This window comes from Nostoc sp., assembly GCF_036917435.1.
Lineage (GTDB): Bacteria > Cyanobacteriota > Cyanobacteriia > Cyanobacteriales > Nostocaceae > Nostoc.
In genome coordinates, this window is the sequence record NZ_JBALDM010000059.1 from 1 (window position 1) to 26,349 (window position 26,349).

General features: G+C 41.8%; 23 protein-coding genes. 13 read left to right on the forward strand and 10 right to left on the reverse strand.

Features of this window, described 5'->3' with window-relative positions:
• The 6 genes from V7K98_RS28645 to V7K98_RS28670 form a co-directional block, all read left to right on the forward strand.
• Window positions 1–3,034, forward strand: a 3,034-nt coding sequence (locus V7K98_RS28645; RefSeq protein WP_335028201.1) for a leucine-rich repeat protein, incomplete at its 5' end; no start/stop codon positions are given.
• Between the two features lie 128 nt (window positions 3,035–3,162).
• Window positions 3,163–3,297: a hypothetical protein gene (locus V7K98_RS28650; protein WP_335028203.1), complete on the forward strand. Its 135-nt coding sequence runs from the start codon at window positions 3,163–3,165 to the stop codon at window positions 3,295–3,297.
• 653 nt (window positions 3,298–3,950) lie between these two features.
• Window positions 3,951–4,709, forward strand: a complete 759-nt coding sequence (locus tag V7K98_RS28655) for a sucrose-phosphate phosphatase (protein ID WP_335028205.1) — start codon at window positions 3,951–3,953, stop codon at window positions 4,707–4,709.
• Window positions 4,709–5,341 carry a Holliday junction branch migration protein RuvA gene (gene ruvA, locus V7K98_RS28660; protein WP_335028207.1) on the forward strand — a complete coding sequence of 211 codons (633 nt, stop codon included), beginning with the start codon at window positions 4,709–4,711 and terminating at the stop codon, window positions 5,339–5,341. Before V7K98_RS28655 ends, ruvA begins: the two co-directional genes overlap by 1 nt.
• A gap of 95 nt (window positions 5,342–5,436) precedes the next feature.
• Window positions 5,437–6,600 carry an 8-amino-7-oxononanoate synthase gene (gene bioF / locus V7K98_RS28665; protein ID WP_335028267.1) on the forward strand — a complete coding sequence of 388 codons (1,164 nt, stop codon included), beginning with the start codon at window positions 5,437–5,439 and terminating at the stop codon, window positions 6,598–6,600.
• A 48-nt stretch (window positions 6,601–6,648) separates the two neighbouring features.
• Complete coding sequence (locus V7K98_RS28670) at window positions 6,649–6,876, forward strand: hypothetical protein (protein ID WP_335028209.1); 228 nt, start codon at window positions 6,649–6,651, stop codon at window positions 6,874–6,876.
• On the opposite strand, the gene V7K98_RS28675 is transcribed toward V7K98_RS28670, so the two are convergent.
• The 6 genes from V7K98_RS28675 to V7K98_RS28700 form a co-directional block, all read right to left on the reverse strand.
• Window positions 6,849–7,439 carry a 5-formyltetrahydrofolate cyclo-ligase gene (locus tag V7K98_RS28675; protein WP_335028211.1) on the reverse strand — a complete coding sequence of 197 codons (591 nt, stop codon included), beginning with the start codon at window positions 7,437–7,439 and terminating at the stop codon, window positions 6,849–6,851. The genes V7K98_RS28670 and V7K98_RS28675 overlap by 28 nt on opposite strands.
• 76 nt (window positions 7,440–7,515) lie before the next feature.
• Window positions 7,516–8,460, reverse strand: a complete 945-nt coding sequence (locus V7K98_RS28680) for a GDP-L-fucose synthase family protein (RefSeq protein WP_335028213.1) — start codon at window positions 8,458–8,460, stop codon at window positions 7,516–7,518.
• Between the two features lie 23 nt (window positions 8,461–8,483).
• The gene (gene gmd, locus V7K98_RS28685; protein WP_335028215.1) at window positions 8,484–9,563 is read right to left on the reverse strand and encodes a GDP-mannose 4,6-dehydratase; all 1,080 of its coding nucleotides are present in this window, start codon (window positions 9,561–9,563) and stop codon (window positions 8,484–8,486) included.
• A 373-nt stretch (window positions 9,564–9,936) separates the two neighbouring features.
• Window positions 9,937–10,695: a sugar transferase gene (locus V7K98_RS28690; protein ID WP_335028269.1), complete on the reverse strand. Its 759-nt coding sequence runs from the start codon at window positions 10,693–10,695 to the stop codon at window positions 9,937–9,939.
• A 99-nt stretch (window positions 10,696–10,794) separates the two neighbouring features.
• Window positions 10,795–11,949, reverse strand: a complete 1,155-nt coding sequence (locus tag V7K98_RS28695; RefSeq protein WP_335028217.1) for a glycosyltransferase — start codon at window positions 11,947–11,949, stop codon at window positions 10,795–10,797.
• A 102-nt stretch (window positions 11,950–12,051) separates the two neighbouring features.
• Entirely contained in the window at window positions 12,052–12,186 is a 135-nt protein-coding gene (locus V7K98_RS28700) for a hypothetical protein (RefSeq protein ID WP_335028219.1), read from the reverse strand.
• 57 nt (window positions 12,187–12,243) lie between these two features.
• On the opposite strand from V7K98_RS28700, the gene V7K98_RS28705 reads away from it, so the two are divergent.
• Window positions 12,244–13,185: an NAD-dependent epimerase/dehydratase family protein gene (locus V7K98_RS28705; RefSeq protein ID WP_335028221.1), complete on the forward strand. Its 942-nt coding sequence runs from the start codon at window positions 12,244–12,246 to the stop codon at window positions 13,183–13,185.
• A gap of 50 nt (window positions 13,186–13,235) precedes the next feature.
• Here the strand turns inward: V7K98_RS28705 and V7K98_RS28710 are convergent, their stop codons facing one another.
• Together V7K98_RS28710 and V7K98_RS28715 are read right to left on the reverse strand one after the other, a co-directional pair.
• On the reverse strand, window positions 13,236–13,961 hold the full coding sequence (locus V7K98_RS28710; protein WP_335028223.1) for a Uma2 family endonuclease: 726 nt from the start codon (window positions 13,959–13,961) through the stop codon (window positions 13,236–13,238).
• Between the two features lie 494 nt (window positions 13,962–14,455).
• Window positions 14,456–16,630 carry a DEAD/DEAH box helicase gene (locus V7K98_RS28715; protein ID WP_335028225.1) on the reverse strand — a complete coding sequence of 725 codons (2,175 nt, stop codon included), beginning with the start codon at window positions 16,628–16,630 and terminating at the stop codon, window positions 14,456–14,458.
• Window positions 16,631–16,720: 90 nt separating this feature from the next.
• Between V7K98_RS28715 and V7K98_RS28720 the strand changes: the two genes are divergently transcribed.
• The 3 genes from V7K98_RS28720 to V7K98_RS28730 all read left to right on the forward strand — a co-directional run bounded on the left by V7K98_RS28720 (window position 16,721) and on the right by V7K98_RS28730 (window position 18,405).
• Window positions 16,721–17,158, forward strand: coding sequence for a DoxX family protein (locus V7K98_RS28720; RefSeq protein ID WP_335028227.1), 438 nt, complete (start codon window positions 16,721–16,723; stop codon window positions 17,156–17,158).
• A 22-nt stretch (window positions 17,159–17,180) separates the two neighbouring features.
• Window positions 17,181–17,747, forward strand: a complete 567-nt coding sequence (locus tag V7K98_RS28725) for a DUF2808 domain-containing protein (RefSeq protein WP_335028229.1) — start codon at window positions 17,181–17,183, stop codon at window positions 17,745–17,747.
• A gap of 67 nt (window positions 17,748–17,814) precedes the next feature.
• A complete protein-coding gene (locus V7K98_RS28730; protein ID WP_335028231.1) occupies window positions 17,815–18,405 on the forward strand; it encodes a Uma2 family endonuclease in 591 nt (196 codons plus the stop codon).
• Between the two features lie 4 nt (window positions 18,406–18,409).
• On the opposite strand, the gene V7K98_RS28735 is transcribed toward V7K98_RS28730, so the two are convergent.
• Window positions 18,410–18,988, reverse strand: a complete 579-nt coding sequence (locus V7K98_RS28735) for a Uma2 family endonuclease (protein ID WP_335028233.1) — start codon at window positions 18,986–18,988, stop codon at window positions 18,410–18,412.
• Between the two features lie 49 nt (window positions 18,989–19,037).
• Between V7K98_RS28735 and V7K98_RS28740 the strand changes: the two genes are divergently transcribed.
• Window positions 19,038–19,748 (forward strand): TIGR04283 family arsenosugar biosynthesis glycosyltransferase, encoded by a 711-nt coding sequence (locus tag V7K98_RS28740; protein WP_335028235.1) that lies wholly within the window; start codon window positions 19,038–19,040, stop codon window positions 19,746–19,748.
• A gap of 68 nt (window positions 19,749–19,816) precedes the next feature.
• On the opposite strand, the gene V7K98_RS28745 is transcribed toward V7K98_RS28740, so the two are convergent.
• Window positions 19,817–23,791 carry a Pls/PosA family non-ribosomal peptide synthetase gene (locus V7K98_RS28745; RefSeq protein ID WP_335028237.1) on the reverse strand — a complete coding sequence of 1,325 codons (3,975 nt, stop codon included), beginning with the start codon at window positions 23,789–23,791 and terminating at the stop codon, window positions 19,817–19,819.
• Window positions 23,792–24,351: 560 nt separating this feature from the next.
• Here V7K98_RS28745 and V7K98_RS28750 point away from each other — a divergent pair.
• Together V7K98_RS28750 and V7K98_RS28755 are read left to right on the forward strand one after the other, a co-directional pair.
• A complete protein-coding gene (locus V7K98_RS28750) occupies window positions 24,352–25,149 on the forward strand; it encodes a M55 family metallopeptidase (protein ID WP_335028239.1) in 798 nt (265 codons plus the stop codon).
• 271 nt (window positions 25,150–25,420) lie between these two features.
• On the forward strand, window positions 25,421–26,194 hold the full coding sequence (locus V7K98_RS28755) for a TVP38/TMEM64 family protein (protein WP_335028241.1): 774 nt from the start codon (window positions 25,421–25,423) through the stop codon (window positions 26,192–26,194).
• Window positions 26,195–26,349 lie beyond the last annotated feature (155 nt).

The following is a 26,349-nucleotide window of genomic DNA, read 5'->3' on the forward strand; positions in this document are numbered from 1 at the left end:
GGCGATCGCTAAATTAACCAATCTGACGCAGCTTCACCTCAGTGACAACCAAATAACCCAGATTCCAGAGGCGATCGCTAAATTAACCAATCTGACGCAGCTTCACCTCAGTGACAACCAAATAACCCAGATTCCAGAGGCGATCGCTAAATTAACCAATCTGAGGGAGCTTCACCTCAGAGCCAACGAAATAACTCAGATTCCAGAGGCGATCGCTAAATTAACCAATCTGAGAGAGCTTCACCTCAGAGCCAACGAAATAACCCAGATTCCAGAGGCGATCGCTAATTTAACTAATCTGACGCAGCTTGACCTCAGTTCCAACCAAATAACCCAGATTCCAGAGGCGATCTCTAATTTAACCAATCTGACGCAGCTTTTCCTCAGTTCCAACAAAATAACCCAGATTCCAGAGGCGATCGCTAATTTAACCAATCTGACGGATCTTTTCCTCCATAACAACCAAATAACCGAGATTCCAGAGGCGATCGCTAAATTAACCAATCTGACTACCCTTCTCCTCAGTTTAAACCAAATAACCCAGATTCCAGAGGCGATCGCTAATTTAAACAATCTGAGGGAGCTTCACCTCAGAGCCAACGAAATAACCCAGATTCCAGAGGCGATCGCTAAATTAACCAATCTGACGCAGCTTGACCTCAGTTACAACCAAATAACCCAGATTCCAGAGGCGATCGCTAAATTAACCAATCTGACGCAGCTTTTTCTCAGTTCCAACAAAATAACCCAGATTCCAGAGGCGATCGCTAAATTAACCAATCTGACGCAGCTTATCCTCAGTTCCAACAAAATAACCCAGATTCCAGAGGCGATCGCTAATTTAAACAATCTGACGGATCTTTTCCTCCATAACAACCAAATAACCCAGATTCCAGAGGCGATCGCTAAATTAACCAATCTGACGCAGCTTCACCTCAGTGGCAACCAAATTACCGAGATTCCAGAGGCGATCGAAAGTTTGCTGGAATTGGAAACACTAGATTTACGGGGAAATCCGCTTCCTATTTCACCAGAGATTTTAGGATCTTCTGATAATGTTGGTTCAGTTAAAGACATTTTCAATTACTTGCAATTACTCCGAAGCAGTGACGTGCGTCCACTCAACGAAGCCAAACTCTTACTCATCGGACAAGGTAGCGTCGGCAAAACATCCCTCATTAAGAGACTAATCCGCAATGAATATGATAAAAATCAACCCCAAACCGACGGACTCAATGTAGAAACTTGGAACGTGCAGGTCAATAGCAAAGACATCCGCCTGAATGTTTGGGACTTTGGCGGACAGGAAATTTATCATGCCACCCATCAGTTTTTTCTGACTAAGCGCAGCCTCTATCTCCTCGTTTGTAATTGTCGCACCAGCGAAGAAGAAAACCGCATCGAATATTGGCTGAAACTAATCGAAAGCTTCGGCGGACAGTCCCCCGTGATTATCGTTGGCAACAAAAAAGACGAACAACCCTTTGACATCAACCGCAAGGCATTACGCGAAAAATATCCTAATATCCAAGACATTATCGAAACCTCCTGTCAAGACAATATCGGCATTGATGAACTTCGCACCGCTATTTTGGAGCAAGTCGCCAACCTCAAAGAAGTCTACGACCTTTTACCCCTGACATGGTTTGAGGTTAAACAAAAACTCGAATCCATGACTGAAGACTTCATCAGCTACAACTCCTATATCGGCATCTGCTACGACAAGAAGATTCCCGAAGAACAAAACCAAGAGCAACTCATCGACTTGCTGCATCGACTCGGCTTAGTTCTCAACTTCCGCGATCATCCCATCCTCAAAGATACCAACGTCCTCAAACCCAACTGGGTGACAGAAGGTATTTACGCCCTCCTGAGCGATGAAAACCTCAAAACTAAAACCAAGGGCATTTTCACCCCCGACGATCTCACCCGCATCCTCAATCCAGAGCGTTACCCCACCAAGCGTCACGAGTATTTAATCGGGCTGATGAAAGAATTTGAGCTTTGCTTTGAATTAGATTGTAAACCAGCACAATTCCTGATTCCGGGACTTTTGCCCAAAGACCAACCAGACGAAACAGAACTCCAAGGCGAAACCCTGGAATTTCAATACCATTACAAAGTTCTCCCCGAAAGCATCATCTCCCGCTTCATCGTCATCAGCCACGAAAAAATCCATAACCAAATCTATTGGCGTAGTGGTGTAATGTTGCAATATCAAGAAAATAACGAAACCTACAACATCGCTCGGATCAAAGCCGATCCCGAAGACAAAAAAATCTTCATCACCATTAGCGGACGCAAAGAAACCCGCCGCTCATTTCTCGGCATTCTCCGCGATGTCTTCCAAAAAATCCACAAAAGTCTTCCCAATCTCGAAATCACCGAATTGGTTCCCGTCCCCAATCACCCCAAACACACGCTCAAATACTCAGAACTACTCGGACTCGAAGTGATGGGAGAAACCCATAAAGTTATTGGTGAACTCAAGCTTAAACTCGATCTGCGTCCACTTTTAGATGGCTACGAATCACTAGAATCGCGTCAAAAAATACCAAAAGGCGATCCAGAAGGCGATCGCTTTACAATTGTCAACAAGATTTACAATCACAATCAGCAAGGAGATTTTAAACCCATGACAGAAAACACAAACAACCTTCAAGGCGCAAATATCGGCATCTTTGCCAACGAAGTCAAAGACAACGCCAGACAGCAAGCCTCTAACTTCACCCAAACAAGCGGCGCAAACATCAGCGAAATTCTGCAACTGATCGGCAACCTACGCCAAACTGCCGCCCAATTCCCGCAAGATGACCGCGAAGGCATCATCATTGATATTGATGATGTAGAAGTAGAAATTCAAAAGCCAGAAAAAGAACGCAATTTACCCAAACTTAAAAAGCGTCTAGTAGCTTTACTAACTGCTGCTAGTGTAGTTGCTGCCCCGATCGCAGGTATGACAGATTTTACAAACAATGTTCTGGAAATAGGGAGCAAATTAGGCATAGAACTAAAGCTTCCCTCTGGTAAATAGACTTTGCTAACTCCAGGGGCGATCGCAAATTCAAGCTTCACAGCTATTAAAGAACAAATAAGCGATCGCTATTCATCAATAACTTTTAGGCGATCGCATAGCTTGAAATGATGCCCGCCTTTGATTTTATGAGAATTGAACTAGCGATCGCCGAAATAACCCAATCCAACCTACGAATCAAGGCATTTTTTGATTTGGCAAAGGTATTGTTAAAAAATAACTCTTTGTCAGTTAGTGACATCTGGTGGGCAACTGTACTGTAAATCTGGTTCTACTTTAACTTCTCCCAATGTTTATCGATATTACTCATACGCCTTCTGAATACGTTAAAAATTTTGTCATGTTTGCTAGAGTGCTGTAGAAAATCGCTTCACATTCACTTTCTCAAGCTATCATTACCAACTATGAGTCAAATAGCGATGTCAAATAGCCCGTCGTTGACACCGCTCAAATTCAAATACTAGTTGTCAAAGTTTGAGCGTTTGCAGCAAATGCTTAGACTTTGATAAGCAATGCTTAAGTATTTGCAGGAAGTATATAAGCAATTATTACAAATGTTTCATACTTTGCAACAAATGCTCTTTCATTTATAAGCAATGCTTAAGTATTTACAGAAAGTATATAAGCAATTATCACAAATGTTTCATACTTTGCAACAATTGTTCTTTCATTTATAAGCAATGCTTAAGTCATTGCAACAATCGTTGTAATGAAATTATAGTAGGCACAAAAAATTCAGTTGTATCCAAATAAAAGCCCATCCTGAAGCTTACAGAGTAAGCTTTCTCGTGTTTCATTGGACGCATTACAGCGTAAGGACTGAGCAGATCAATTGATGAGCAGTTGTGGGGCGTTGCTAGATAAGTGCAAAAAGGACATAAACTTTTTGATGGTAAAGCTGGCAAAAGAGGTGGTTATGGCTAAATTTCTTTTTGTAACTGACTTGGATGACACCCTCGTGTATCGAACCGTAGGCGATGACAGCGCTTTAGCAGAACTCAATCAACTGCTGAAAAGACATCGCCAAGAATACGGCACTAAAATTGTTTATTCTACCGGGCGATCGCCTGTACTTTACAAAGAACTCCAATCTCAAAAAAACCTTTTGCAACCGGATGCCCTCGTTCTTTCTGTAGGTACAGAAATTTACCTTGATGGTACTGATACACCAGACTCACATTGGTCAGAAATTATCTCTCCGGGATGGGAACGGGAAACTGTATTATCTATTACCCAGAAATACCGTGAGTTAGTTCGGCAACCAGATTCAGAACAGCGTCCTTTCAAAGTAAGCTTTTTTTTAGAACAAGAAGCATCTGCGAATGTTCTACCACAACTTGAAGCAGAGTTGCAGAAATCTAAATTAAATGTAAAGTTAATCTACAGTAGCGGTATTGACCTTGACATTGTACCTTATAGCAGCGATAAAGGTCAGGCAATGCAGTTTTTACGCCAGAAGTGGAAATTTGCAGCAGAACAAACAGTTGTCTGTGGTGATTCGGGTAATGATATTGCTTTATTTGCTGTAGGCAACGAACGGGGAATCATTGTGGGGAATGCCCGAAAAGAGTTACTCCAATGGCATGATGAGTATCCCGCTACACACCGCTACCTGGCAAAAAGTTTTTGTGCAGGTGGAATTATTGAAGGCTTAAATTATTTTGGTCTCTTGTAATGATTAGTTATTTAAAAGGTATAGTCGCTGGTATCCAAACAATTGGCGCTAATCGCGTGGTTCTGACTCTGGAAGTCAATGGCTTGGGGTATGATTTGCAAGTTCCCCAACGCCTAGCAAACCAGTTACCAGAATCGGGAGGAGTGGCGCAAATTTTTACCCATTTCCAAATTCGGGAAGAAGTGCCGTTCCTATATGGCTTTGCTTCACCATCCGAACGCGATTTATTTCGCCACTTGCTGACTGTCACAGGCATTGGTGCAGCGTTAGCGATCGCCCTCCTCGACACTCTGGAACTACCAGATTTAGTCCAAGCAATTATCGCTGGCAATACACAAATCTTAATTCAGGCTCCAGGTGTGGGTAAAAAAATCGCAGAGCGCATCTGTTTGGAACTGAAAAGCAAATTAGTCGAGTGGCGCAAATCAGCCGGGTTCTTCGTCGCCACAGGCGGGCCAGCACCAGGAATTCTCGAAGAGGTGCAAATGACTCTCTTTGCCTTGGGATATACTGCCCATGAAGTCAGTCACGCCCTGCATGTAGTCAGCGAAGACATCGGCCTACCCAAAGATGCCTACGTCGAAGATTGGATTAAACAAGCGATCGCTCATCTCAGCAGCGAACAAGTTTAATTGTCATTAGTCATTAGTCATTAGTCATTAGTCATTAGTTATTCTCTCCTCCAATTCCCCATGCCCCATGCCCCATGCCCCATGCCCCATGCCCAATGCCCACAGATCCTTATGCTTGGCTAGAACAGTCCTTAGCAACAATTCATCAGGCAGACTGGTATCGTTCGGTACAAGCTATCAACGGTCGTCCGGGTGCAACGGTGGTTTTAGCTGGGCAAGAGGTAATTAACTTTGCCAGTAATGACTATTTGGGATTGGCTGGAGATGAGCGGTTGATGGCAGCTGCAAATGCTGCGATCGCAGCATTTGGTACTGGTAGTACTGGCTCTAGATTACTCAGTGGGCATCGAGAATTACATGGGGAGTTAGAAAAGGCGATCGCATCTACCAAACAAACAGAAGATGCTTTGGTATTTAGTTCCGGGTATCTAGCAAATTTGGGTGCAATTACCGCCCTTGTGGGCAAGCGCGATTTAATTTTATCTGACCAATACAATCATTCCAGTTTGAAAAATGGGGCGATTCTTAGCGGTGCAGCAGTTGTGGAATATCCGCACTGTGATATTGAAGTACTCAAAACTCAGTTGAGTCAACAACGGCAAAATTACCGACGCTGTTTGATTCTTACTGATACAGTCTTCAGCATGGACGGCGATTTATGTCCATTGCCCGCGCTGTTGGATCTTGCTGATGAATTTAGCTGTATGCTGCTAGTCGATGAAGCTCATGCCACTGGGGTATTAGGAAAAACTGGTGCTGGGTGTGTTGAGCATTTTGGGTGTACAGGAAAGCAATTAATTCAAATTGGGACTTTGAGTAAAGCTTTGGGTAGTTTAGGCGGTTATGTGGCAGGAACTAGCGCCTTAATTGACTTTTTGCGGAACCGCGCACCCACTTGGATTTATACCACTGGGCTTTCACCTGCTGATACAGCAGCAGCCTTAGCAGCAATCAAGATCGTGCAACAAGAACCGCAACATCGTGCCCAATTATGGGGAAATATAGATTACTTGAAAACTTTGCTGCAACAATTACCTAACTTAAAATTGCTGCCTTCTGAATCACCCATATTGTGTTTTCAATTGCCTAATGCCACAGATGCCCTCAAAGCTGGAAAACAGCTAAGAGATGCTGGTATTTTTGCCCCAGCGATTCGCCCTCCCACAGTGCCCACAAGTCGAATCAGAATATCTGTGATGGCAACTCATGAAGTAGCACATATTGAGAAATTGGTAGCAGTGCTGAAGGATGTCAGCTAGCTATCTGGGCATTGCGTCGCAGTAAAAGTAAGATAAAATACAAAGTATTTGCCTTTTGAGATTGACTTAGATTTTATTAGTAGTAACTGGTGTGCGCTAGTTCTAGAAGAAATTGATGGAACTGAGGTTTTGGTTCATCAGCAGCTAGAAATTTGCATCTTTTCAATCCTGACGACTGAATTTGAAACAAGAGACGCTTGTGTTCTGGGTTCGTCAAGTTATGCCAATTTCCGCGAACAATTATTGAGTCATGCTGAATGCGAACCTTCTTTTTGAGTCAATCCGGTTTCCGTACAAATAGCTTGTAGTGGTTTATCCCAAGGTTCAATAGGTATTTGGGACAAATAGGCAAAATCAAAGAGAATTCCGATAGTCGGCTTTGTCTGCCACTGCGGTAAACTGAGTAAGCGATCGTAATATCCGCCGCCATAACCCAGGCGATATCCTTGATAGTCGCAAGCGACACTGGGGACGAGAATCAAATCTACTTCGGTAGCATCTAAGATTGGAGCATCGGGGTGTGGTTCAGTAATGCCATAAGTGCCATTTTTGACAGAATCACCAGGTGTCCAAATATGCCAATGTATAGATTTATCAATGCAGCGAGGAAATCCCCAACGGTATTTGGTGTTTGCAAATAATGGACTGAGATCAGGTTCTTGGCGAAAGCTGAAATAAGCAAGTATTGTTTTTGCTTGGGTAAATAAAGTAGAGTTTTGTAAGTGAGAGCATAAGCGATCGCTTTTTTCTCTCCATTCTTTAACGGACATTGATTGACGGGTTTTAAGTAGAGTGCGGCGTAGTTCTGTTTTATTTAGTTGATGATTAACTTTGTCCATGAAAATTATTTATAGCGTCAAACAAATAAGCTGGGCATCGCCCAGCTTATAACATCCCACATTAATTAATACATCGTTATGCAGCGTGTTGACGATACCACTCAATGGTATTTTTTAACCCTTCCTCAAAGCCCACTTGAGCAGTGAAGTTAAAGGCTTGTTTTGCCCGTTCAGTATCCAAACAACGGCGGGGTTGACCATTAGGCTGATCAGTTTGCCAAATAATCTCACCCTTAAACTCCATTAATTTACAAATTAGAGTTATTAAATCAAGGATGGATATCTCGTAACCCGTTCCCAAGTTAACTGGTTCCAATTCGTTATAGAATTGAGTCCCCATAACAATCCCCCGTGCTGCATCTTCTGAATACAGAAACTCGCGGGTGGGACTGCCATCACCCCAAACTGGGAGTTTCTTTTCTCCCTTAATTTGGGCTTCGTGAACTTTGCGAATTAACGCTGGGATAACGTGGGAACTTCCAGGGTCAAAGTTATCTTCTGGGCCATATAAATTAACTGGCAGTAGGTAAATTCCATTAAAACCGTACTGCTGGCGGTAAGATTGCAATTGGACTAAAAGCGCTTTTTTCGCAATTCCGTAGGGAGCGTTGGTTTCTTCTGGGTAGCCATTCCAAAGATCGTCTTCTTTAAATGGCACTGGGGTAAATTTAGGATAGGCGCAGATAGTGCCAACACAAACAAATTTCTCGACTCCAGCTTGATAGGCAGCGTGAATTAGGTGCGTACCCATGATCAAGTTATCGTAAAACAACTCTGCGGGTTTTTCGCGGTTCAGACCGATGCCACCCACATGAGCCGCTAAGTGAATAATTATATCTTGTTGATCAACTGCCCGTTGGCTATTTTCCCAAACACGTAGATCGCAATCGCGCGATCGCACTATTGTAATCTTCTCACGATCGGCCCCTGCTTTACACAGTTGATCTATCACCTGACGACCTAGAAATCCCGACCCACCAGTGACGAGAATTCGTTGATTTTTTAGTTCTAAGGCGGTCATATTTTTATCCTCTGTGGTGTAAATCAGAAGTGCAAAGCGCCCAGTTCTTGACGAACAGTAGCAATATCTAATGGAAATTGTGAACCATGTCCATTAGGTGAAGTGTGACCCAATGCTTGTAAGTCTGCTTCTACCATTAAGGAAACTAATTCTTCAAAGGTTATTGATGGTTTCCAGCCTAGCTTCTGACGTGCTTTGGTAGCATCACCAATCAATAATTCTACCTCAGATGGACGGAGGTAACGCTCATCAAACTCTACGTAATCTTGCCAATTGAGATTTACGTAATTAAATGCCAGTTCCAAAAATTCTCGCACTGAGTGGGTTTCACCAGTAGCAATTACGTAATCGTCTGGTTGATCTTTCTGCAACATCAACCACATTGCTTTCACATAATCCTTTGCATAGCCCCAATCTCGCTTTGCGTCTAGATTACCCATGTAAATCTTTTTCTGCTTACCAGCAACTATACCAGCAACGGCTCTAGTAATCTTGCGGGTTACAAAGGTTTCGCCTCGTCGTGGTGACTCGTGGTTAAAAAGTATGCCGTTACAAGCAAACAAATCGTAAGACTCACGATAATTTACAGTTTGCCAGTGGGCGTAGACTTTTGCACAAGCGTAAGGACTGCGGGGATAAAAGGGTGTTGTTTCAGTCTGAGGTATTGCTTGTACTAAACCGTACATTTCTGAAGAACCGGCTTGATAAAATCGCACCTGAATTCCAGTCCGGTGTTGGTAGTCTCGAATTGCTTCCAACAGACGTAGCGTACCCATTCCTACGGCATCCACCGTATATTCTGGTGAATCAAAGCTTACTCTGACATGGGATTGAGCGCCGAGGTTGTAAATCTCTACTGGCTTGACTTCTTCTAAAATGCGTCGCAGCGTCGTACCATCTGTCAAGTCACCGTAGTGAAGAAGCAACCGCACCCCATCTTTGTGAGGGTCTTCGTACATGTGATCGATGCGGTCTGTATTGAAGGTAGAAGTCCGGCGAATGATGCCATGAACCTCATAACCTTGTTCCAGCAAAAACTCACTCAAATATGAACCATCTTGACCAGTGATACCAGTAATCAACGCTCGCTTCTGTTGCGTCATGCTCAATTATCCCTTATTGTCTTTGATTAAAAAAGTTACAGTCAATCTGATACAACCTAGCAGCTAATCGCTAAATTTCCTAATGGGAAACCTACGAGTTATTGTTCTTATGAGGGTTTTTTACGTAGATAAATATACTTAATAAATAAAAAATAGTTTAACAATTAAGTTAAACCTTAAAATAGACAAACATTGTTTAAGTATGTATATTTTTCTTGTACCAGATAGATGAAGATTATTTTCGTATTCGTTGTTTTTTTAGTCAAAATTTCATATATCTCTGGTTTTGTGAAGACTGAATAAAATGTTAGATACCTAAGATTAGATTTTTAGGGGCATTAATTGCCCCACAAAATCGACCCTAAGTCTTTACTCAGTATGCACCGTTATTTTTGGGCAGAATAACTACATCAACAGTTTTCAAGATGATCCGTAAATCAAGCCAGAAATTCCTAAATTTGACATAATGCAGATCTATTTGGACTCGTCGGGGGTAAGGAATATCATTACGCCCGGATACCTGCCACAAACCAGTAATTCCTGGACGGATTGTTAAAATTTCATCAATGTAACAACCATATTTTGGCAGTTCTTCTGCTACTAAGGGTCGAGGGCCGACTACACTCATGTCCCCTTTTAAAACGTTCCAGAACTGGGGAAATTCATCTAGGCTAGTAATTCGCAAAAATTGACCTATTTTGGTAATTCGGGGGTCTTGTTTCAGCTTAAAACTGCTTTCAAATTCTTGTCGCAATTCGGGCGATGTTTCCATCATTTGCATGAGGATTTCGTCTGCATTGCTTACCATTGTTCGGAATTTAATACAATTAAACGCTTTGTAATTTTTTCCTACCCGTTCCTGGATGTAAAAAATTGGGCCTTCTGAGCTAAGAGCAATCAGCAAGGACAAGATTAAGTAGACAGGGAAGAACAAAATTAACACCGACAGCGAAAACACTATGTCAAACAGTCGTTTGGCAAACTCTCCGTTTAAACCCTGAAAAGATAAACCTTTGGGTTTAACTTTTGGCGTCTTTGTTTTTTGACCGGGTTTTAAGAAAGTACGCGTAGACGCTCTAGTGTCTTGCCGTACGCCTCGCTTGCCGGAGAGGAGTGAGCTCTGGGCAGTCATCATACTCCTTAATAATCCACACCACACATAGTCCCAATATTAAAGCCAAAATGATGTGCTTCTGGGGGGAAATTGCCAAAAGCCAAAAAAAATCAGACGTTAACCAAGACCATCATTCGGAAAACGGTCTTTTTCGTTGCATTTGTTTACAAAATCTAAATAACGATCTGCAAAGATTTGCGGTGAAAACTGCGCGGCGTGCGATCGCATATACTCGGAACTGAACGAACCCTCATACACTTCAAACTTTTCTACTGCCTCCACTAAAGCCGCCTCTGTTTGGGTCTTGAAGAATATACCTGTCCCTGTATCCACACAAGAGCGGATATCTCGCACTGTTTCGAGCGCCCCCCCAGCACCGTAAGCAATCACTGGTGTACCGCAGGCTTGTGCCTCCACTAGGGCAATCCCAAAATCTTCACAAGCTGCATATACAAACGCCTTAGCCCTAGACATATATTTTTTTACCACATTATCGGGTTGCCATCCCAGTATTTGGATATTAGAGTTTGCGATCTCGCGGATCTTTTTCATTTCATCTCCTGTACCAATGATTACTAGTGGTCGTTTTAGTTGATTAAAAGCCTTAACAATCAACGATATTTGTTTGTAACTCACTAATCGGGAAACTGTCAGGTAGAAATCCTCTTTCTGAGACAGAAATGGAAATTCTGCGATATTCACTGGTGGGTAAATGACTGTTGCTTCTCGCCGATAGCAACGCCAAATCCGCCGAGCCGTATGTTGTGAGTTAGCAATGAAGTAATCAACGCGATTGGCACTCAGTACATCCCACTGGCGCAAACCATGTAATAAATATCGTGTCACCCACCCAGGTAAACCACTACCCAGTTTGCTGTAGCGCAGATAATCAAAAGTCAAGTCCCAGGCATAGCGCATAGGGCTGTGACAGTAGCAAATATGCATCTGTTCGGGAGTGGTAAGGATTCCTTTGGCAACAGCGTGAGATGAAGACAGAATTACGTCATAATGCCGCAAATCAAGTTGTTCAATTGCCAAAGGCCACAAAGGCAAGTAATTTTGTATACCGTTGCGGGCATAAGGAAAGTTTTGGAGAAACGTCTTGCCAATTTGACGCTTATATAAATAACTTTCTTTATTGCTGGATTCAAAATCGATTAAAGCATACAAATCAGCATCAATGTGATTCAAAATTTCTCGGACAACGAGTTCGGAACCACCGGTGGCTTTGGGTGTTAGCCACTCATGAACCAGAGCATATTTCAAGGGCACAGCTAAACAATTCAAAATTCAAAATTCAAAATTGAAGATAGTTTTTTTAGACTCCGACTGAAAAATTTCCCTTTGTGATTAATTAACGGGAAGCGCCCCAGATTAGCACACAAGACGCAATCTTTCTTTCAGAGGTTCCAGATGGATGATAACCTCAGATTGGGCATTGGGCATTGGGCATTGGGCATGGGGCATTGGGCATTGGGCATTATGTCCTCCATCTACCCGACTCCTCACTCCCCACTCCCTACTCCCTACTCTTGTAATAACAACTGATATAGAAAGGGTGAATTTATGCGAATTCTAATTATGGGTGGTACTCGGTTCATTGGTGTCTATTTAACTCAATTACTAGTGGAGCAGGGACATGAGGTGGTGCTGTTCAATCGTGGAAATCGACCAGCACCTTCTTTACAGGGAGTAGGACAAATTATAGGCGATCGCACTGACCCTACTCAATTAAAAGCAAAGTTATCACAAGAAAGCTTTGATGTCATTTTTGACAACAACGCACGGGAACTTACTGATACTCAACCACTGGCAGAAATTTTTCAAGGACGAGTGCAACATTTTGTGTATATGAGTTCTGCGGGGGTGTATCTCAAATCCGATCAATTGCCCCATATAGAAGGCGATCAGGTAGATCCTAAAAGTCGGCATAAGGGTAAACATGAAACAGAAGCTTATCTGACTCAATTGGGATTACCTTTTACTTCCATTCGTCCTACTTATATTTACGGGCCTCGTAATTATAATGAGTTAGAAGGCTGGTTTTTTGATAGGATTGTGCGCGATCGCCCCATTCCTATCCCTGGAAATGGTTTGCATATTACGCAGCTAGGACATGTAAAAGACTTGGCACTAGCAATGACTCAGGTTTTGGGCAATAAACAAGCCATAGGACAGATTTATAATATATCTGGCGATCGCTTTGTCACTTTTGATGGTTTAGCCCGTGCTAGTGCTGTAGCGGCTGGTAAATCACCGGATGCTGTAAAAATCGTCCATTATGACCCAAAAAAGTTTGATTTCGGCAAGCGTAAAGCTTTTCCGATGCGGGTGCAGCATTTCTTTGCTTCGGTGAATAAAGCGCAAACAGAATTAAACTGGCAGCCTGAATACGATTTGATTTCTGGGTTACAAGACTCTTTGGAAAATGATTATTTGGCTAATGCAAAAGACAAAGCAGAAGTAGATTTCTCTGTCGATGAGGAAATTTTACAAGCTTGTGAGTAAAAATGTTTAGGGGTACATCGCTGTGTACCCCTGCTGATGCGATCGCATCTTCATAACTCATCAGGGTTAACGCCTAACTCTCGCAGCTGTGCTGCTAATCTGTTAGCACGTTGACTTTCTCGTTCTAGCGGCGTGGGAAGCCAATTCCCGGATGCATCATACCAACGTAGCCACAATCGCTCAATTTGTTGGTAATAACCTTGCCAAAGTCCTAAGCCCAGTTCCAAACCCGGCATCCACAGCCTTGGTGTACTCAAATCCAATTCGCTGTAGCGGTCTGCAACTAATTGGAATGCTTGTAGTTTGTCTGTGTAGCGGTTAAACACAATGTAGTAAGGAACTCGCAAAATCCGCTCATAAACTTCCCATTTGGTCGGCGGTTGGTTAATCTCCCGCAGAGTTTGTCCTAAGTCTTCTTTTTCAGTGCCAGGAGAAAGCAATTCTACCACTACAAAAGGAGCAACCCCTTCTTGCCAGATGACATAACTCAGACGCAAGTTTTGCTGTTCGTAGAGACGCGAAACTCCCACAGCAGCAAACCAGTCTGGGCGTTTGTACCACAGTGTATGCCGGAGGTCATAGTAAAGGTTTAAGTCAGTGGCTACAAATACCTCCTCTGCTGGATAGTTAGGTGGACAGAAGGTTTCGCGCAGAAGTTGGGGTTGAAAAAGGTGAAATTCGTCAGGCAAACCAGAGTCCTCCGGGTATTCACTGGGAAGATCGTACATCGTGGGTAGGACTTCTTTGGGAGAGAGAGGCGGGTCTGTTTGGTACATAAAGAGAATCTTGACCGACTAACTTTAAGATTTTATTTTAATAGTTACGGAATGCTATAAACAAAATGCTTACTTTTTGGATGAAGATAGAGATTTGGAATGTAATTATGATTTAGAAGAAAAAAATATAGTAAATTTTAACCCGAATTATTATTATCAAAATGGTTTAAAATCAAACATATAAAATCAACTGTTACTGAATTACCTACTTACTCTTTTTAAGAGTGGTAAGCTGTCGTGCATTTAATTTTTACAGCTAGGGCGGGCAAGATGCCCACCCCACAAGAGATTTATTTTTTTGAGGATGCAAATTAAAGTATTTTCAGCTTAATAAAAGTCATAAACCATTTGCCATCAACCTCTTTTGATTCTCCTCTCTGTGCCCTCTGCGTCTCTGCGGTTCGTTGAAAATAATAATTTGTGCTTATGCTAGGCTATGCCAACACAAATCATTTAAGATTGCCATAGAAATTTTAAGATAATTAAAATATTGTCTATTCTCTCCACAATGCCACTTGCTGTTTTAATTCTCTCATATCTAAATAATCGCTAGCAAAAGCTTTTCGTAAAAGTGGATGAGGAATAAATCGATCGTACTTTTGAATTTCTGGTGCTTCTGAACTACTGAGTAAATCTTCTGAGATAATTCTTTGTTCACATAACGAAGCAATTTCATCATAAAGATATTTAAATTTATCCTTAGCTAATTTTATTGTAAAATAATAGGGATTTAATCCCCCAATACTTGTAATCTCCAACGATTCTCGACAGTAAGAGTTTAATAATCTTTCTAAAGTGCGATAAGCAACCGTACCCATCCAGGGAAAAATACAGCATTTACCTTTTTCTAATTGCAAGATATTATGTTTATCTAATCCAACCTGCTGCACCAATTGGCGAACTTGATGTAAACGTTGTAAAGCATTTTTTTGCAAATAGCTATACTCGATATTTTCAAATAGAACCTGTTGCATTCGCTGCAAAACTTTGGTATGAATAGTGCCACCACTCCCACGCCAATAAATACTAGCTTTCCCCTCGGCTTGTTTAACAAAAATAGCCTTCTTTTTAAAGTCAACTTCTATAACTTCCCAACTTCTACCAGCTAAAGCAAATTGATTGCCAACAGCAGGCGGTGTAACGATACTGCCAATTTCCGTTGCACCTTGCTTAACAATATATTCTTGCTGTTCAGCAAAGACAGCATAAAACTGAAACTTCCTCACAATCCTTTCTCCTGCTAAACCCAGGATTAATTTACCTTGTTCAGTATGCTGAATATGACCAATATCAATTAAATAACGAAGCAATAATTGGAAATCTTCTTTAGAAATAGCAGCAAAGGGCGGTAGACTAAAAATTTGTTTTGCTAGGGCATTAGGTGAAAGTTCTCCTGTTGCTGTTAGAATACTCATTGTTTGATGGTAAAGCAAACTTAAAGGATATTTAATCGGTCTGATTGGTTCAATCCATTGTTCTTCTAAATACAGTTGAATAATCGCAATAGATTGCAGCAATTGCCAGGGTATTTGTTCAGGTAGTGAAGCTTCTGCTAATGGTTTTTCTTCAGCGCAAATAAAACGCATATCGGCAGCTTCGCCTCTTCTGCCACTACGTCCTAAGCGTTGTAAAAAACTAGCTACAGATAAGGGTGATTCTAACTGAATAACTCGCTCTAAATGACCGATATCTATACCTAATTCTAAAGTCAGAGTGGCGGCGGTAACGGCTGGATTGTTGGGTTCACGCATTGCATTTTCAGCAGCTTGTCGCAAGCTAGCAGATATACTCCCATGATGCACATGATATATATCTGGTAGTCCTTGTTCTGTAGCAATTTTTCGCAAAGATGCAATTACAGATTCAGTGCGCGTGCGATTATTAGCAAATATTAGGCATTTACGAGATTTGCTGAGGTTGAAAATATATTGCTCATAATCTGTTGCTTCTAATTCATCTACTTCATCAGTAATATAAAAATGTTCCACAGCTAGTTTTATCTGGCGTTTTATCCCGTCATTTTGCGGTGTAATCACTGGTTTATCTGTTCCTGAACGTAACCAGTCTTCAGCTATTGAGTAATCGCCAAGAGTTGCCGACAAACCAATCCGGCGCGGTTGTTTTTGTGTCAACTTTGCTAAACGTTGTAATTGGCAAATAATTTGACAACCGCGTTCGGAACCCATAAAGGCGTGAATTTCATCAATGATGACAAATCTTAAGTCACCAAATAAGCGAAGTAGGTCGTTATTTTTGTTAATTAATAAACTTTCTAGAGATTCTGGTGTAATTTGTAGAATGCCTTGAGGATTCTTTAAAAGCTTGTTTTTCCGACTTTGAGAAACATCTCCGTGCCAATGCCAAACTGGAATATCTGCTTCTTTGAGTAAGTCGTTGAGGCGTTCAAATTGATCGTTAATTAAAGCTTTGATTGGACTAATGTATAATGCCCCTATAGTTGCAGCAGGGTTGGCATGTAATAAAGTCAATATTGGCAGAAAGGCTGCTTCTGTTTTACCGGCAGCAGTTGCAGCAGTAACTAGCAAATGAGCATCGGTGTCAAATATAACTTGACAAGCGGCAATTTGAACTGGCCGTAATTCAGTCCACTGATGATGATAGATATATTCTTGGATGAAGGGTGCAAGTCTGCTAAAGGCATCGCTCATATTTTTTATGAATAATTAGTAATAGGTAATGATTAACATCTGTCAGTCAAACTAAAGTGATAGGGACAAGTATATAATGAGGCAAAAACTATGAATAAGTATAAGGAAATATTACGTGTTGTCCTTGCTATATCAATAATTGTGGTTGGAGTGACACACTTTGTTATTCCAGAACCGTATGTCAAAATTATGCCACCGCAACTTCCTTACCCTTTGGAATTAGTTTATCTCAGTGGCTTTTTTGAGATTTTGGGTAGTATTGGGTTATTAGTCCCGCCTGTAAGTCAAGCTGCTGCTTGGGGACTTATTGCTCTTTTTATTGCTGTTTACCCTGCCAATATCAATATGGCAGTTAATCATATTCAGCTAGAACATATACCAAATTCACCTTGGGTACACGTAATCAGGCTTCCCTTTCAAGCAGTTTTAATTGTTTGGGCTTGGTGGTACACGAAATCTTCTGATTGGCAAAAACAAGCTTCTATCATCCCCAAGTCACTTATTCCCAAAGAATTAAAATTGAAATGAGTGCGTTTTTTATATCTGAATCATGCGTGTTACAACTTTGTTTGGAATAACATTCTCGTTAGCAATTGGTATTTGGGGAATAACCCTTCCGGTGACTGAAGCGGTGCAGCTTAGAGATGGTATTGTCTACTTTGTCCAACCGCCAAAACTTGTTAAGGCAACGACTACTTACAAAGATGTGAATATTTTGGGTGGAACTTACTATTTCACCATTAATATACCGGAAAATGCTGGCGAATCTCTTCAGAAGGTAACGATCGCACAAAGGGAGGGAACAGAAAACATCCGCTATCATCTTAATGATACCCGCGCCTTTGTTGGAGAGCGCGAGCGCAAAGAATCTCGGCTAACACTAGGCGCAGTCACAAACGAACGCGAGACACGAACCGTTACTGTGAATTTTGAACCGCCTGTAACTCCCGGACAAACTGTGACAATCGCCCTTCGCCCTGTGAGTAATCCCAGCTTTTCTGGTGTCTATTTACTCGGTGTGACAGCATTTCCGGTGGGTGAAAAATCCCACGGACAGTTTCTCGGCTTTGGACGGTTTCAGTTTTACAGCAATGGAAGTAGCTGGTGGTTTCCATAACCAGCGCGATCGCTTGCAAAGGTTTGGTAAATAGTAGAATTAGTGAATGTATAAGGAAAGTGTTTTTATGAGCATCCCACTTGTAGACCAGTCTACAGAAGAAAAACTCCTAACTCTCAAGGATGTTTCTTGGGAGCAATTTAAAGGTATCGAAACACAACTTCAGGAAAATCGCAATGTCAGACTATCTTATTTGTCAGGAATTTTAGAAATTATGTCCCCAATTGGAGATAAACATGAGAAAGTGAAAAGTACTGTTGGCTTGCTACTAGAAGCTTACATGAAAGAGTTGGGTATCCGGTTTTATAGACGTGGTGGTTTCACTTTGGAAGAACCTGGCTATGCTTCTGGTACGCCAGATGAATCTTACAGCATTGGCACAGAAAAAGAAGTTTCTGACATTGTGATTGAAATTATTGTCACCAGTGGAACCATTAACAGGAAGGAGTTATACAAACCTAAAAAAGTGCCTGAAGTCTGGTTTTGGAAATCTAACTCTATCAAAATATTCCGTCTTAACGAACAGGACGAGTATGAAGAAGTCAACCGGAGTAGATTTTTTCCAGATTTAGATCCAGCTTTGCTGCTGCATTATATCGCTATGCATGACCAGTACGACGCTGTTGTTGAATTTGAGCAGTTAATCCGAAATCAATAAATATTTATCTCCAGATTATTGATAAATTTAAAATAAATCCTGGTAAGATATCTTCTCCTGATAATTCTTGGGGAGATGCTAATATTTCTACTGGTTTCCCAATCCGATAGATTTCTACCTGACGCATTTTCGGATTAATTAACCAACCTAATTTAACTTCGTTATCAATATATTCCTGCATTTTCGCTTGCGTTTCTCGCAAACTATCGCTTGATGACATTAACTCTAAAACAAAATCTGGTGCGATCGGTGGAAACTTTTCTTTTTGCTCAGGTGTGAGTGCATCCCATCTATCTTGTCTAATCCAAGCGACATCAGGAGAACGGTTTGCACCATTGGGAAGTTTAAAGCATGTAGAAGAATCGAAGCAAATTCCTAGTTTAATTTGGCGATTCCAAATTCCGAATTCAATAGAAATTTCAAAATTACGATTTCCAGTCTCTCCGCCTGTTGGTGGCATGATTAGTAATTTTCCCGATGCATTGCGTTCAAATTTGACTTCAGGGTTTTCCCGACACAGTTGATAAAATTGGTTGTCGGTGAGTTCAATAATGGGGTTTAAGTTGATTGTGATAGCTGTCATGGGGGTTATCTTGAGGATGACATCAACTTTAGCTAAATTGTAAGCAATTATGAGTCAGAATATTGACGCAGCTAGAATTTCTATTATTATTCCGACTCTTAATGAAGCGGGGAATATCAAAGAAGCCATTGCTACTACTGAACCTAATACAAATATAGAAGTAATCATAGTAGATGGTGGCTCTAAAGATGACACCATAGAAATAGCTAAGTCTTTAAATGTCAAAGTTATCTCATCATCTCCTAGTCGCGCTGTGCAAATGAATACAGGTGCGATCGCGGCGACAGGAGATATTCTGCTATTTCTCCATGCAGATACCCGTTTACCGATTGGGTTTGATGAGATGATTCGCACAGCACTACAACAGCCTGGGAATGTGGCTGGTGCATTTAAGTTGCAGATTGATGCATCACTTTTTAGTTTAAGATGGGTTGAGTTGGGTGTAAATTTGCGATCGCATTTTTGCCAAATGCCCTACGGCGACCAAGCAATTTTTTTAACTAAGGAAATATTTCAGCAAATTGGTGGTTTTCCCGAATTCCCTATCATGGAAGACTTTGAACTCATACGTCGCTTAAAACCCATTGGACGCATTGTAATTATCTCTACACCAGTTCTAACTTCAGCCCGTAGATGGTTGCAAAAGGGAGTATTCAAAACCACGCTACTTAATCAAATAGTAATTATTGCTTATTTCCTCGGCGTTTCACCTGAGCGAATTAGTCGCTGGTATCGCCGAGAAAAATTTAAAAGAATTTAAGCTTTCAGGTGTAAGCTTAAAACTTGAGCTTCACATAGAATCGGTGTAATTAAATTGTATTAAATCTTCTACTCAGCAGTCCGAGCCGGAGAACCTACCCAAGAGGAGGCAGCAGGAAGGGATTCGCCTTTCATCAGCATGGAAAGATTGCCTAGACAAGAATCGGGTTCCATAACAGTATCATAGAGAACAATAGCAGCACTGCCAACTGAACAGCGATCGCCAATCTTCACAGTTGATATCTTCATCACCCGATCTTCAAACAGGTGGGTTTGCAAGCCACAATCACTATTAATTGCGGCATCGTTGCCAATGTGAATTGTGTCAAATTCAGTCATATCTACTGTATCCATGTAAACTCGTTTACCAATCTGGCAGCCCATTAAGCGGAAGTAACAGTTAATAAATGGTGTACCCCGCAGCATATCTACCAGGAATGGGACTGCTAATGTTTCATGGATACAGGTGACTAATTCTGAACGAAATACAAATTGTGACCATAGGGGACGTTCTATCGGTTTATACTTACCGATAATCAGCCATTTAGCACAAATAGATATCAGCGTGGCTGCTAGTCCATAACCGAGATAGAGGAACGGCAAAAATAGTATAATTACCCATTCATCATAATCAACATTCAACACTAGCATTTCATTGATCAGCAGAGAACTAAAGACGACAATGCAAGTGAGTGGAAAGAGAACTCGCACCGCCTCAAAGGCCATGCGCTGCAGCACTAAGCTTAAAGATGGCTTGTAAGTTGATTCTATCGAAAAGCCTTGGACAATCTGCCGTTGGGGTAGGAGAATCCCTGGAGAACCGAACCAGGCAGTATCAGGCTTGGCGGCTTGGGTAATATCAGTAGGCGGAATGGACATACAGCCGATGAGGGTGTCATTGCCAATTGTCACACCAGCCGGCAATAAGGCACTATTACCAATAAATGAGCGATCGCCAATCTCAGTTGAGAGCAAATACATCCGTCCATTGTCAACTCTTGGCACACCCATGACGACACCATCTGCAATGAAGCTTTCACTGCCAATTTTCACTAAATCGGGAATCAACGAGGAAGGTGTAGAGATTTCTGCTCGCCATCCTAACTTTGCTCCTAGCAGTCGATACCAGGGCAGTAAATAGAGTGTGGCGTAAAGTGGGCGAATAATATCAAGACTTAACTCCATCAGTTTATCCACAAACCACAAACGCACGTAGCGATGACTATCTAGCCGACAGGAGCCTGGTTTGACTCGCCCCACAATCAACCACTTGAGTATGGCAATTTGTAACATCATGAAAATGACAAAGGATAGAGCAATCAGGGGTGAAAACAGCAACCAATGTGATTCATCACTCATGGAGTACATTTGATCTACACCAGGAAGAATCGGCACAAGTTCCAAAATTGGCAGAGTCAGCAGCAGAATTGCCTGGAGAGTGGCAAAATAAATTCGTCGCAGCCGTGTGGGGCGAGATATTCTTTTGCTTTCTTTGGTTCCCAAAAAAGCGGCTGGAGAACCAGCCCAAATTTCCCCTGAGGGAATCTGCGTCTGCTGTGGCAGCATGGATAAGTCTTCTAGGCTACTATCTGCATTCATCACAGTGTTTTCACTGAGTATAGCCGAGGCACCGACAAAGCAGCGTGAGCCAATTTCAATCTTACCGATTTTGAGCCAGCCCTTCTCCACTGTAGCGTTTAATAACCCGGCCTCATAGCCAATGCTAGTATTTTCACCAATGCTAACGAGATCGGGAATATCGATAGTAATTTTGTTCAAGTGAACATTGGTGCCAATTTTCGCTCCTAGTAGTCGGTAGTAGACATTTAGCAAAGGGGTGCTGCTCAAGAAATGTATGGGTGTAATGTGCAGCAAGCTTTTAACAAACCACCAGCGTAAGTAAAAATTTCCCCAAAGGGGATACTTTCCTGGCTTCACCTGTCCCAAAAGTAACCACTTTGTAATTACAGAGAACCCAAGCATCAACGGAATAATGGCAGCTAAAGCAATAATTGCTACAACGGCAGAATCGAGATTGCTAGCATCACTCTCTTGCATCCATGTATAAGTAAGGTAGGGCAGCAACCACTGTAAGGCAAAGCAAAAGAAAAGTAATATTAGCCCTAGAGCCTGAATTATGGCGCTACCATAGTATATTTTGCGGTTGACACGCCGGAAGGGGGTTTTGTCCTTGGGGACTTTTGGCGAAGTGTTCTGTGGCGCTAGTTGGGCTGCTAATTTAGCAATGGTGGGGGATTGGTAAACATCCAGCATCGAGACGCGAGCAAATTCTGTCCACTGTCGCAGTTGAGATACCAAGCTAGCAGCTAACAGTGAGTGTCCGCCTAGATCGAGGAAGAAGTTGTCATCTAGAGAAATCTGGGCGTGGGGAAAGAGATTTTGCCAGATATTGGCGATCGCTGATTCTGTTGGTGATAAATTACTTGGTGGAGCAAAATCATCACTGTGATGGTGAACTTGTATCCGCCCTTTTGGTGCTGGTAGTTTTGAACGATCTGCTTTCCCGTTGGGTAGTGTAGGAATCGTCTCCAGAATTTCGATAAACGCTGGCACCATATAACTGGGTAAGCGATCGCGTAATACGCTATGCAAATCATGTTTCAGTGGTTCCAGATCCGTCTGCGGCACTCGCAAGGTAATGTAAGCGACTAATTCCTGAACATCAGCATTAATCGAAACTAGGGATACAATGGCATTTTCCACATCCCCATTTTCCAGCATCACCGCCTCAATTTCCGTCAGTTCGATGCGGTAGCCTCGAATTTTCACCTGGCTATCAATCCGCCCCAAGTATTCAATATCACCGTTGATGGTTTCTCTGCCCAAGTCGCCTGTGCGGTACAACCTCGCATCAAGACGTTTCTGTTCAAATGGATCGCTCACAAACTTCGCAGAGGTTTGTTCTGGTAAATTCACGTAGCCTTGAGCAACACCAATACCACCAATACAGATTTCCCCTGCCTCGCCCAAGGGAACGGGTTGCAACTCATCATTGAGAATATAGGTAGTATAAGTAGGTAAAGGTTTGCCAATGGTAACTGGCTGATCGGGAAGTAATTCTGTCCAGATTGCCGTCACTGTGGTTTCCGTCGGCCCGTAAGTGTTGAGCATCCGGCGATTTGAGTTGCTCCAACGTTTGACTAAATCTTGCGGACAGGCTTCACCACCAACAATCAAAGTTCCGATTAAAGGAACATCTCGATCAATGGTTGCTAACAATGTTGGTACACAATACATCACCGTGATTTCTTGCTCAATAAGAAAGTCGGTGAGTTCAGCGCCAAGTCTCCGATGATCGGTTGGGCCAGCCACCAGAGTTGCGCCGACAATAAAGGTAGGCCAAATTTCTTCAATGGAGAAGTCAAAGGCAATAATCATACCTTGATAGACGCGATCGCGGGAAGTCACACCGTAGATTGGTGTACATACCGTCAGAAAGTTACAAATGCTGGAATGATTAACAGCAACACCTTTGGGACGACCTGTTGAGCCAGAGGTATAGATGATATAACAAAGGTCATCTTCAGTATCAGATATTTTAATCCGGGATGTTGAGTGAGCAGAAATGATTCCTGCGGCGAGGCCATCGAGCATTAACACCGGACAGCCGACTTTAGCAGTAGTATCAGATTGCGAGCCAGTACTGACTAGCAGATTCAGTGAAGCATTTTCGGCGATGAATGCAACTCGATCTTGAGGAAAGGCGGGATCGAGTGGTACAAAAGCCGCACCGCATTTGAGAATAGCTAGCAGGGTTATATAGGTGTATACTGAGCGTTCGAGGAGAATCCCTACCCGGCTTCGGGTACCGATACCTTGTTGCACAAAGTAGTTAGCTAATTGGTTGGCGCGGACATCCAATTGAGCATAGGTAAGCTGTTCTTGCTCACAAACCAGCGCGATCGCATCGGGACTGATATCACATTGTCTTTCCCAGAAATAATGTAGCCGTTGAGGAATACTCAAGCTATTAATCGCTTTAACGTCAGATGGTTTGTTTGGGTTATAAGAGTGTTTTTGCATTCAGCTAATTTCTTCAACAAAACTAAGTTTTAGCACTAATAATTGGTTAAATACCTAGTAATCATACAGGAGATTAATCAAATACTGGATAGCATTTTCACTAAATACCAGTTCAATTATTTTTCCAGTTCTCTATAAGTGAGATGTTGTCCTGTATAGAGCAAAGCATTTTTGTCCGAAATAAATCGGCTTGTGCTTCCAAAAAATATGAAGACAGGCATATTTATTCAACTAATAGTTAGATCATGTATTGACGATACAAACAAATATATTCATAAATCAGAGGATTGGGCCTTTAGCAGAGAAAATATAAAGTTTAACCTGAACTAACGGTTTTTAATTAGTTATCTGGCTTGACTATATGATATTAACAATTAAGATTTATGTATATATTAGAAATTTTACTGGATTTTTGAAAAAACTCGGTACACCTTAATCTTCTAGAATCCTTTTGCCTATTGTCTACTTACGCAAAAATCAAATTAGGAGTCCTATATGCCCTATTATGCAATAACGAAGTTTTCTATATTAAGCTGACAACGAGGCAATCCAGGTGTATTATGAAAATTTATATCAGTGCAGATATTGAAGGAATTGCTGGAATTGGCCACTGGGATGAAGCGACTTTAGGTAAAGAACAATACGATATCTTCCAAGAGCAAATGACCCGTGAAGTCATTGCAGCTTGTGAGGGAGCAATAGCATCCGGTGCAACTGAGATTATCGTTAAGGATGCTCATGATACGGGCAGAAATCTTGATCCCTATCAATTACCTTATCCAGCACAACTTATTCGAGGATGGAGCGGACATCCTTACAGCATGGTTCAAGAGCTAAATAGCAGCTTTACTGCATTAGTTTTGATTGGCTATCACTCAAGAGCCGGATCTGGCAACAACCCTCTCGCTCACACTCTCAGCGAGGATCTGAACTGGATTCTTCTCAATGGTCAACCCATAGCCGAGTTCCATTTAGTAGCTATGACAGCTGCCTATGAAGGAGTCCCCGTTGTATTTGTATCTGGAGATTCTGGTTTATGTCAAGCTGTAAAAGCTTATGACGCAGATATAGAAACAGTTACTACAAAAAAGGGAATCGGTGAATCTGTATGGGGAATTCATCCTGTAGAAGTTATCAAGCAAATTCAAGCGGGCGTAAAACGAGCATTGCAGCACCGAGAGCTATTTCAGGTGAAACCCTTACCTAAGCATTTTCAGCTTGAGGTGGAATATAAACATCCACCTGATGCTTACGAAAATTCTTTTTATCCTGGTGCAAAACTACAAGGCGAACAGTCGGTTATCTTCGAGACAAACAATTGGTTCGAGGTGATGCGGGCACTTTCGTTTATTGTCTAATTAAGAGTTTTCTCACCTTCCGCCAAAAGGGGGACTATATTCAATCAGACACCCCTTTTTTCTTGATCGTTCTCCATCTATTCTCAGATTAAAAATAATGATTATGATTATTTTATTTATATTTGACACATACATAAGCTGAAAATACTTTAATTTGCATCCTCAAAAAAATAAATCTCTTGTGGGGTGGGCATCTTGCCCGCCCTAGTTATTACAAAAGTTGCCCAAAAAGCATTAGCTCAAAGTGTAGCAATCAAAGAAATAACAATCCATGACAAAACTAACAATCATCCAGATATTTAAAAGTATTAATGTTAGAAACTTGCAGAAAATTTTCAGTTTAAGTGCATTAATATTACTGATATTGATAAGCGGTTTTTCATTAAATATAGACTCGGCTTTAGCACAAGAGTCTGTAAATCTAAATTCTTTTAATCCCCAAGCTATTTTACGCGAAGCCTTGCAGTGGATTGATAGCCTGGGTGCGTTGGGAGCCATAGCTTTTATTGCCCTTTATATTATTGCTACTGTCGCTTTTTTCCCCGGTTCTATTCTCACCTTGGGAGCGGGTGTAATTTTTGGTGCAGTTTGGGGTTCTCTCTACGTATTTATCGGTGCAACCCTTGGCGCTACTGCTGCCTTCCTTGTGGGACGTTATTTAGCAAGGGGCTGGGTTGCTAGTAAAATTGCAGATAATAAAAAATTTGCCGCTATTGACCAAGCAGTTGGTAGAGAAGGATTAAAAATTGTCTTGTTAACGCGACTCTCACCCATATTTCCTTTCAATTTATTAAATTATGCCTTTGGCATCACGGGAGTTTCACTTAAAGATTACTTTATTGGTTCTGTAGGCATGATTCCCGGAACCATTATGTACGTTTATATCGGTTCCCTTGCAGGTAATTTAGCCATGATTGGTACTGAAGCTCAACCTATCAACCCAACTTTACAATGGGCAATTCGGATTTTGGGTTTGATTGCGACAGTTGCTGTTACAGTTTATGGAACTCGGATTGCCCGCAAAGCTTTAGAAGAGAAATTGTAGGTACTCTAGTAATTAAGTGGGTCAAAATTAAATATCAAACCTCACCCTCCCTCCGGCTTCCCTCTCCTTAGTAAGGCTACGGTGTATACACAAGTAGTTGTTGACGGCATTTTAAGATTTATCGCGCAGCCCTGGAGATACCTCACCCTGATTTT

Bases quoted from the DNA above. Each gene is read 5' to 3' on its own strand.
- V7K98_RS28750 (WP_335028239.1), top strand. From the start codon at position 24,352: ATGAAAATTTATATCAGTGCAGATATTGAAGGAATTGCTGGAATTGGC.
- V7K98_RS28710 (WP_335028223.1), bottom strand. From the start codon at position 13,961: ATGTACCAAACAGACCCGCCTCTCTCTCCCAAAGAAGTCCTACCCACG.
- V7K98_RS28755 (WP_335028241.1), top strand. From the start codon at position 25,421: ATGACAAAACTAACAATCATCCAGATATTTAAAAGTATTAATGTTAGA.
- gmd (WP_335028215.1), bottom strand. From the start codon at position 9,563: ATGACGCAACAGAAGCGAGCGTTGATTACTGGTATCACTGGTCAAGAT.
- V7K98_RS28745 (WP_335028237.1), bottom strand. From the start codon at position 23,791: ATGCAAAAACACTCTTATAACCCAAACAAACCATCTGACGTTAAAGCG.
- V7K98_RS28655 (WP_335028205.1), top strand. From the start codon at position 3,951: ATGGCTAAATTTCTTTTTGTAACTGACTTGGATGACACCCTCGTGTAT.
- bioF (WP_335028267.1), top strand. From the start codon at position 5,437: ATGCCCACAGATCCTTATGCTTGGCTAGAACAGTCCTTAGCAACAATT.
- V7K98_RS28720 (WP_335028227.1), top strand. From the start codon at position 16,721: ATGAATAAGTATAAGGAAATATTACGTGTTGTCCTTGCTATATCAATA.
- V7K98_RS28730 (WP_335028231.1), top strand. From the start codon at position 17,815: ATGAGCATCCCACTTGTAGACCAGTCTACAGAAGAAAAACTCCTAACT.
- V7K98_RS28675 (WP_335028211.1), bottom strand. From the start codon at position 7,439: ATGGACAAAGTTAATCATCAACTAAATAAAACAGAACTACGCCGCACT.
- V7K98_RS28705 (WP_335028221.1), top strand. From the start codon at position 12,244: ATGCGAATTCTAATTATGGGTGGTACTCGGTTCATTGGTGTCTATTTA.
- V7K98_RS28740 (WP_335028235.1), top strand. From the start codon at position 19,038: ATGAGTCAGAATATTGACGCAGCTAGAATTTCTATTATTATTCCGACT.
- V7K98_RS28650 (WP_335028203.1), top strand. From the start codon at position 3,163: ATGAGAATTGAACTAGCGATCGCCGAAATAACCCAATCCAACCTACGA.
- V7K98_RS28715 (WP_335028225.1), bottom strand. From the start codon at position 16,630: ATGAGCGATGCCTTTAGCAGACTTGCACCCTTCATCCAAGAATATATC.
- V7K98_RS28680 (WP_335028213.1), bottom strand. From the start codon at position 8,460: ATGACCGCCTTAGAACTAAAAAATCAACGAATTCTCGTCACTGGTGGG.
- V7K98_RS28735 (WP_335028233.1), bottom strand. From the start codon at position 18,988: ATGACAGCTATCACAATCAACTTAAACCCCATTATTGAACTCACCGAC.
- ruvA (WP_335028207.1), top strand. From the start codon at position 4,709: ATGATTAGTTATTTAAAAGGTATAGTCGCTGGTATCCAAACAATTGGC.
- V7K98_RS28725 (WP_335028229.1), top strand. From the start codon at position 17,181: ATGCGTGTTACAACTTTGTTTGGAATAACATTCTCGTTAGCAATTGGT.
- V7K98_RS28690 (WP_335028269.1), bottom strand. From the start codon at position 10,695: ATGACTGCCCAGAGCTCACTCCTCTCCGGCAAGCGAGGCGTACGGCAA.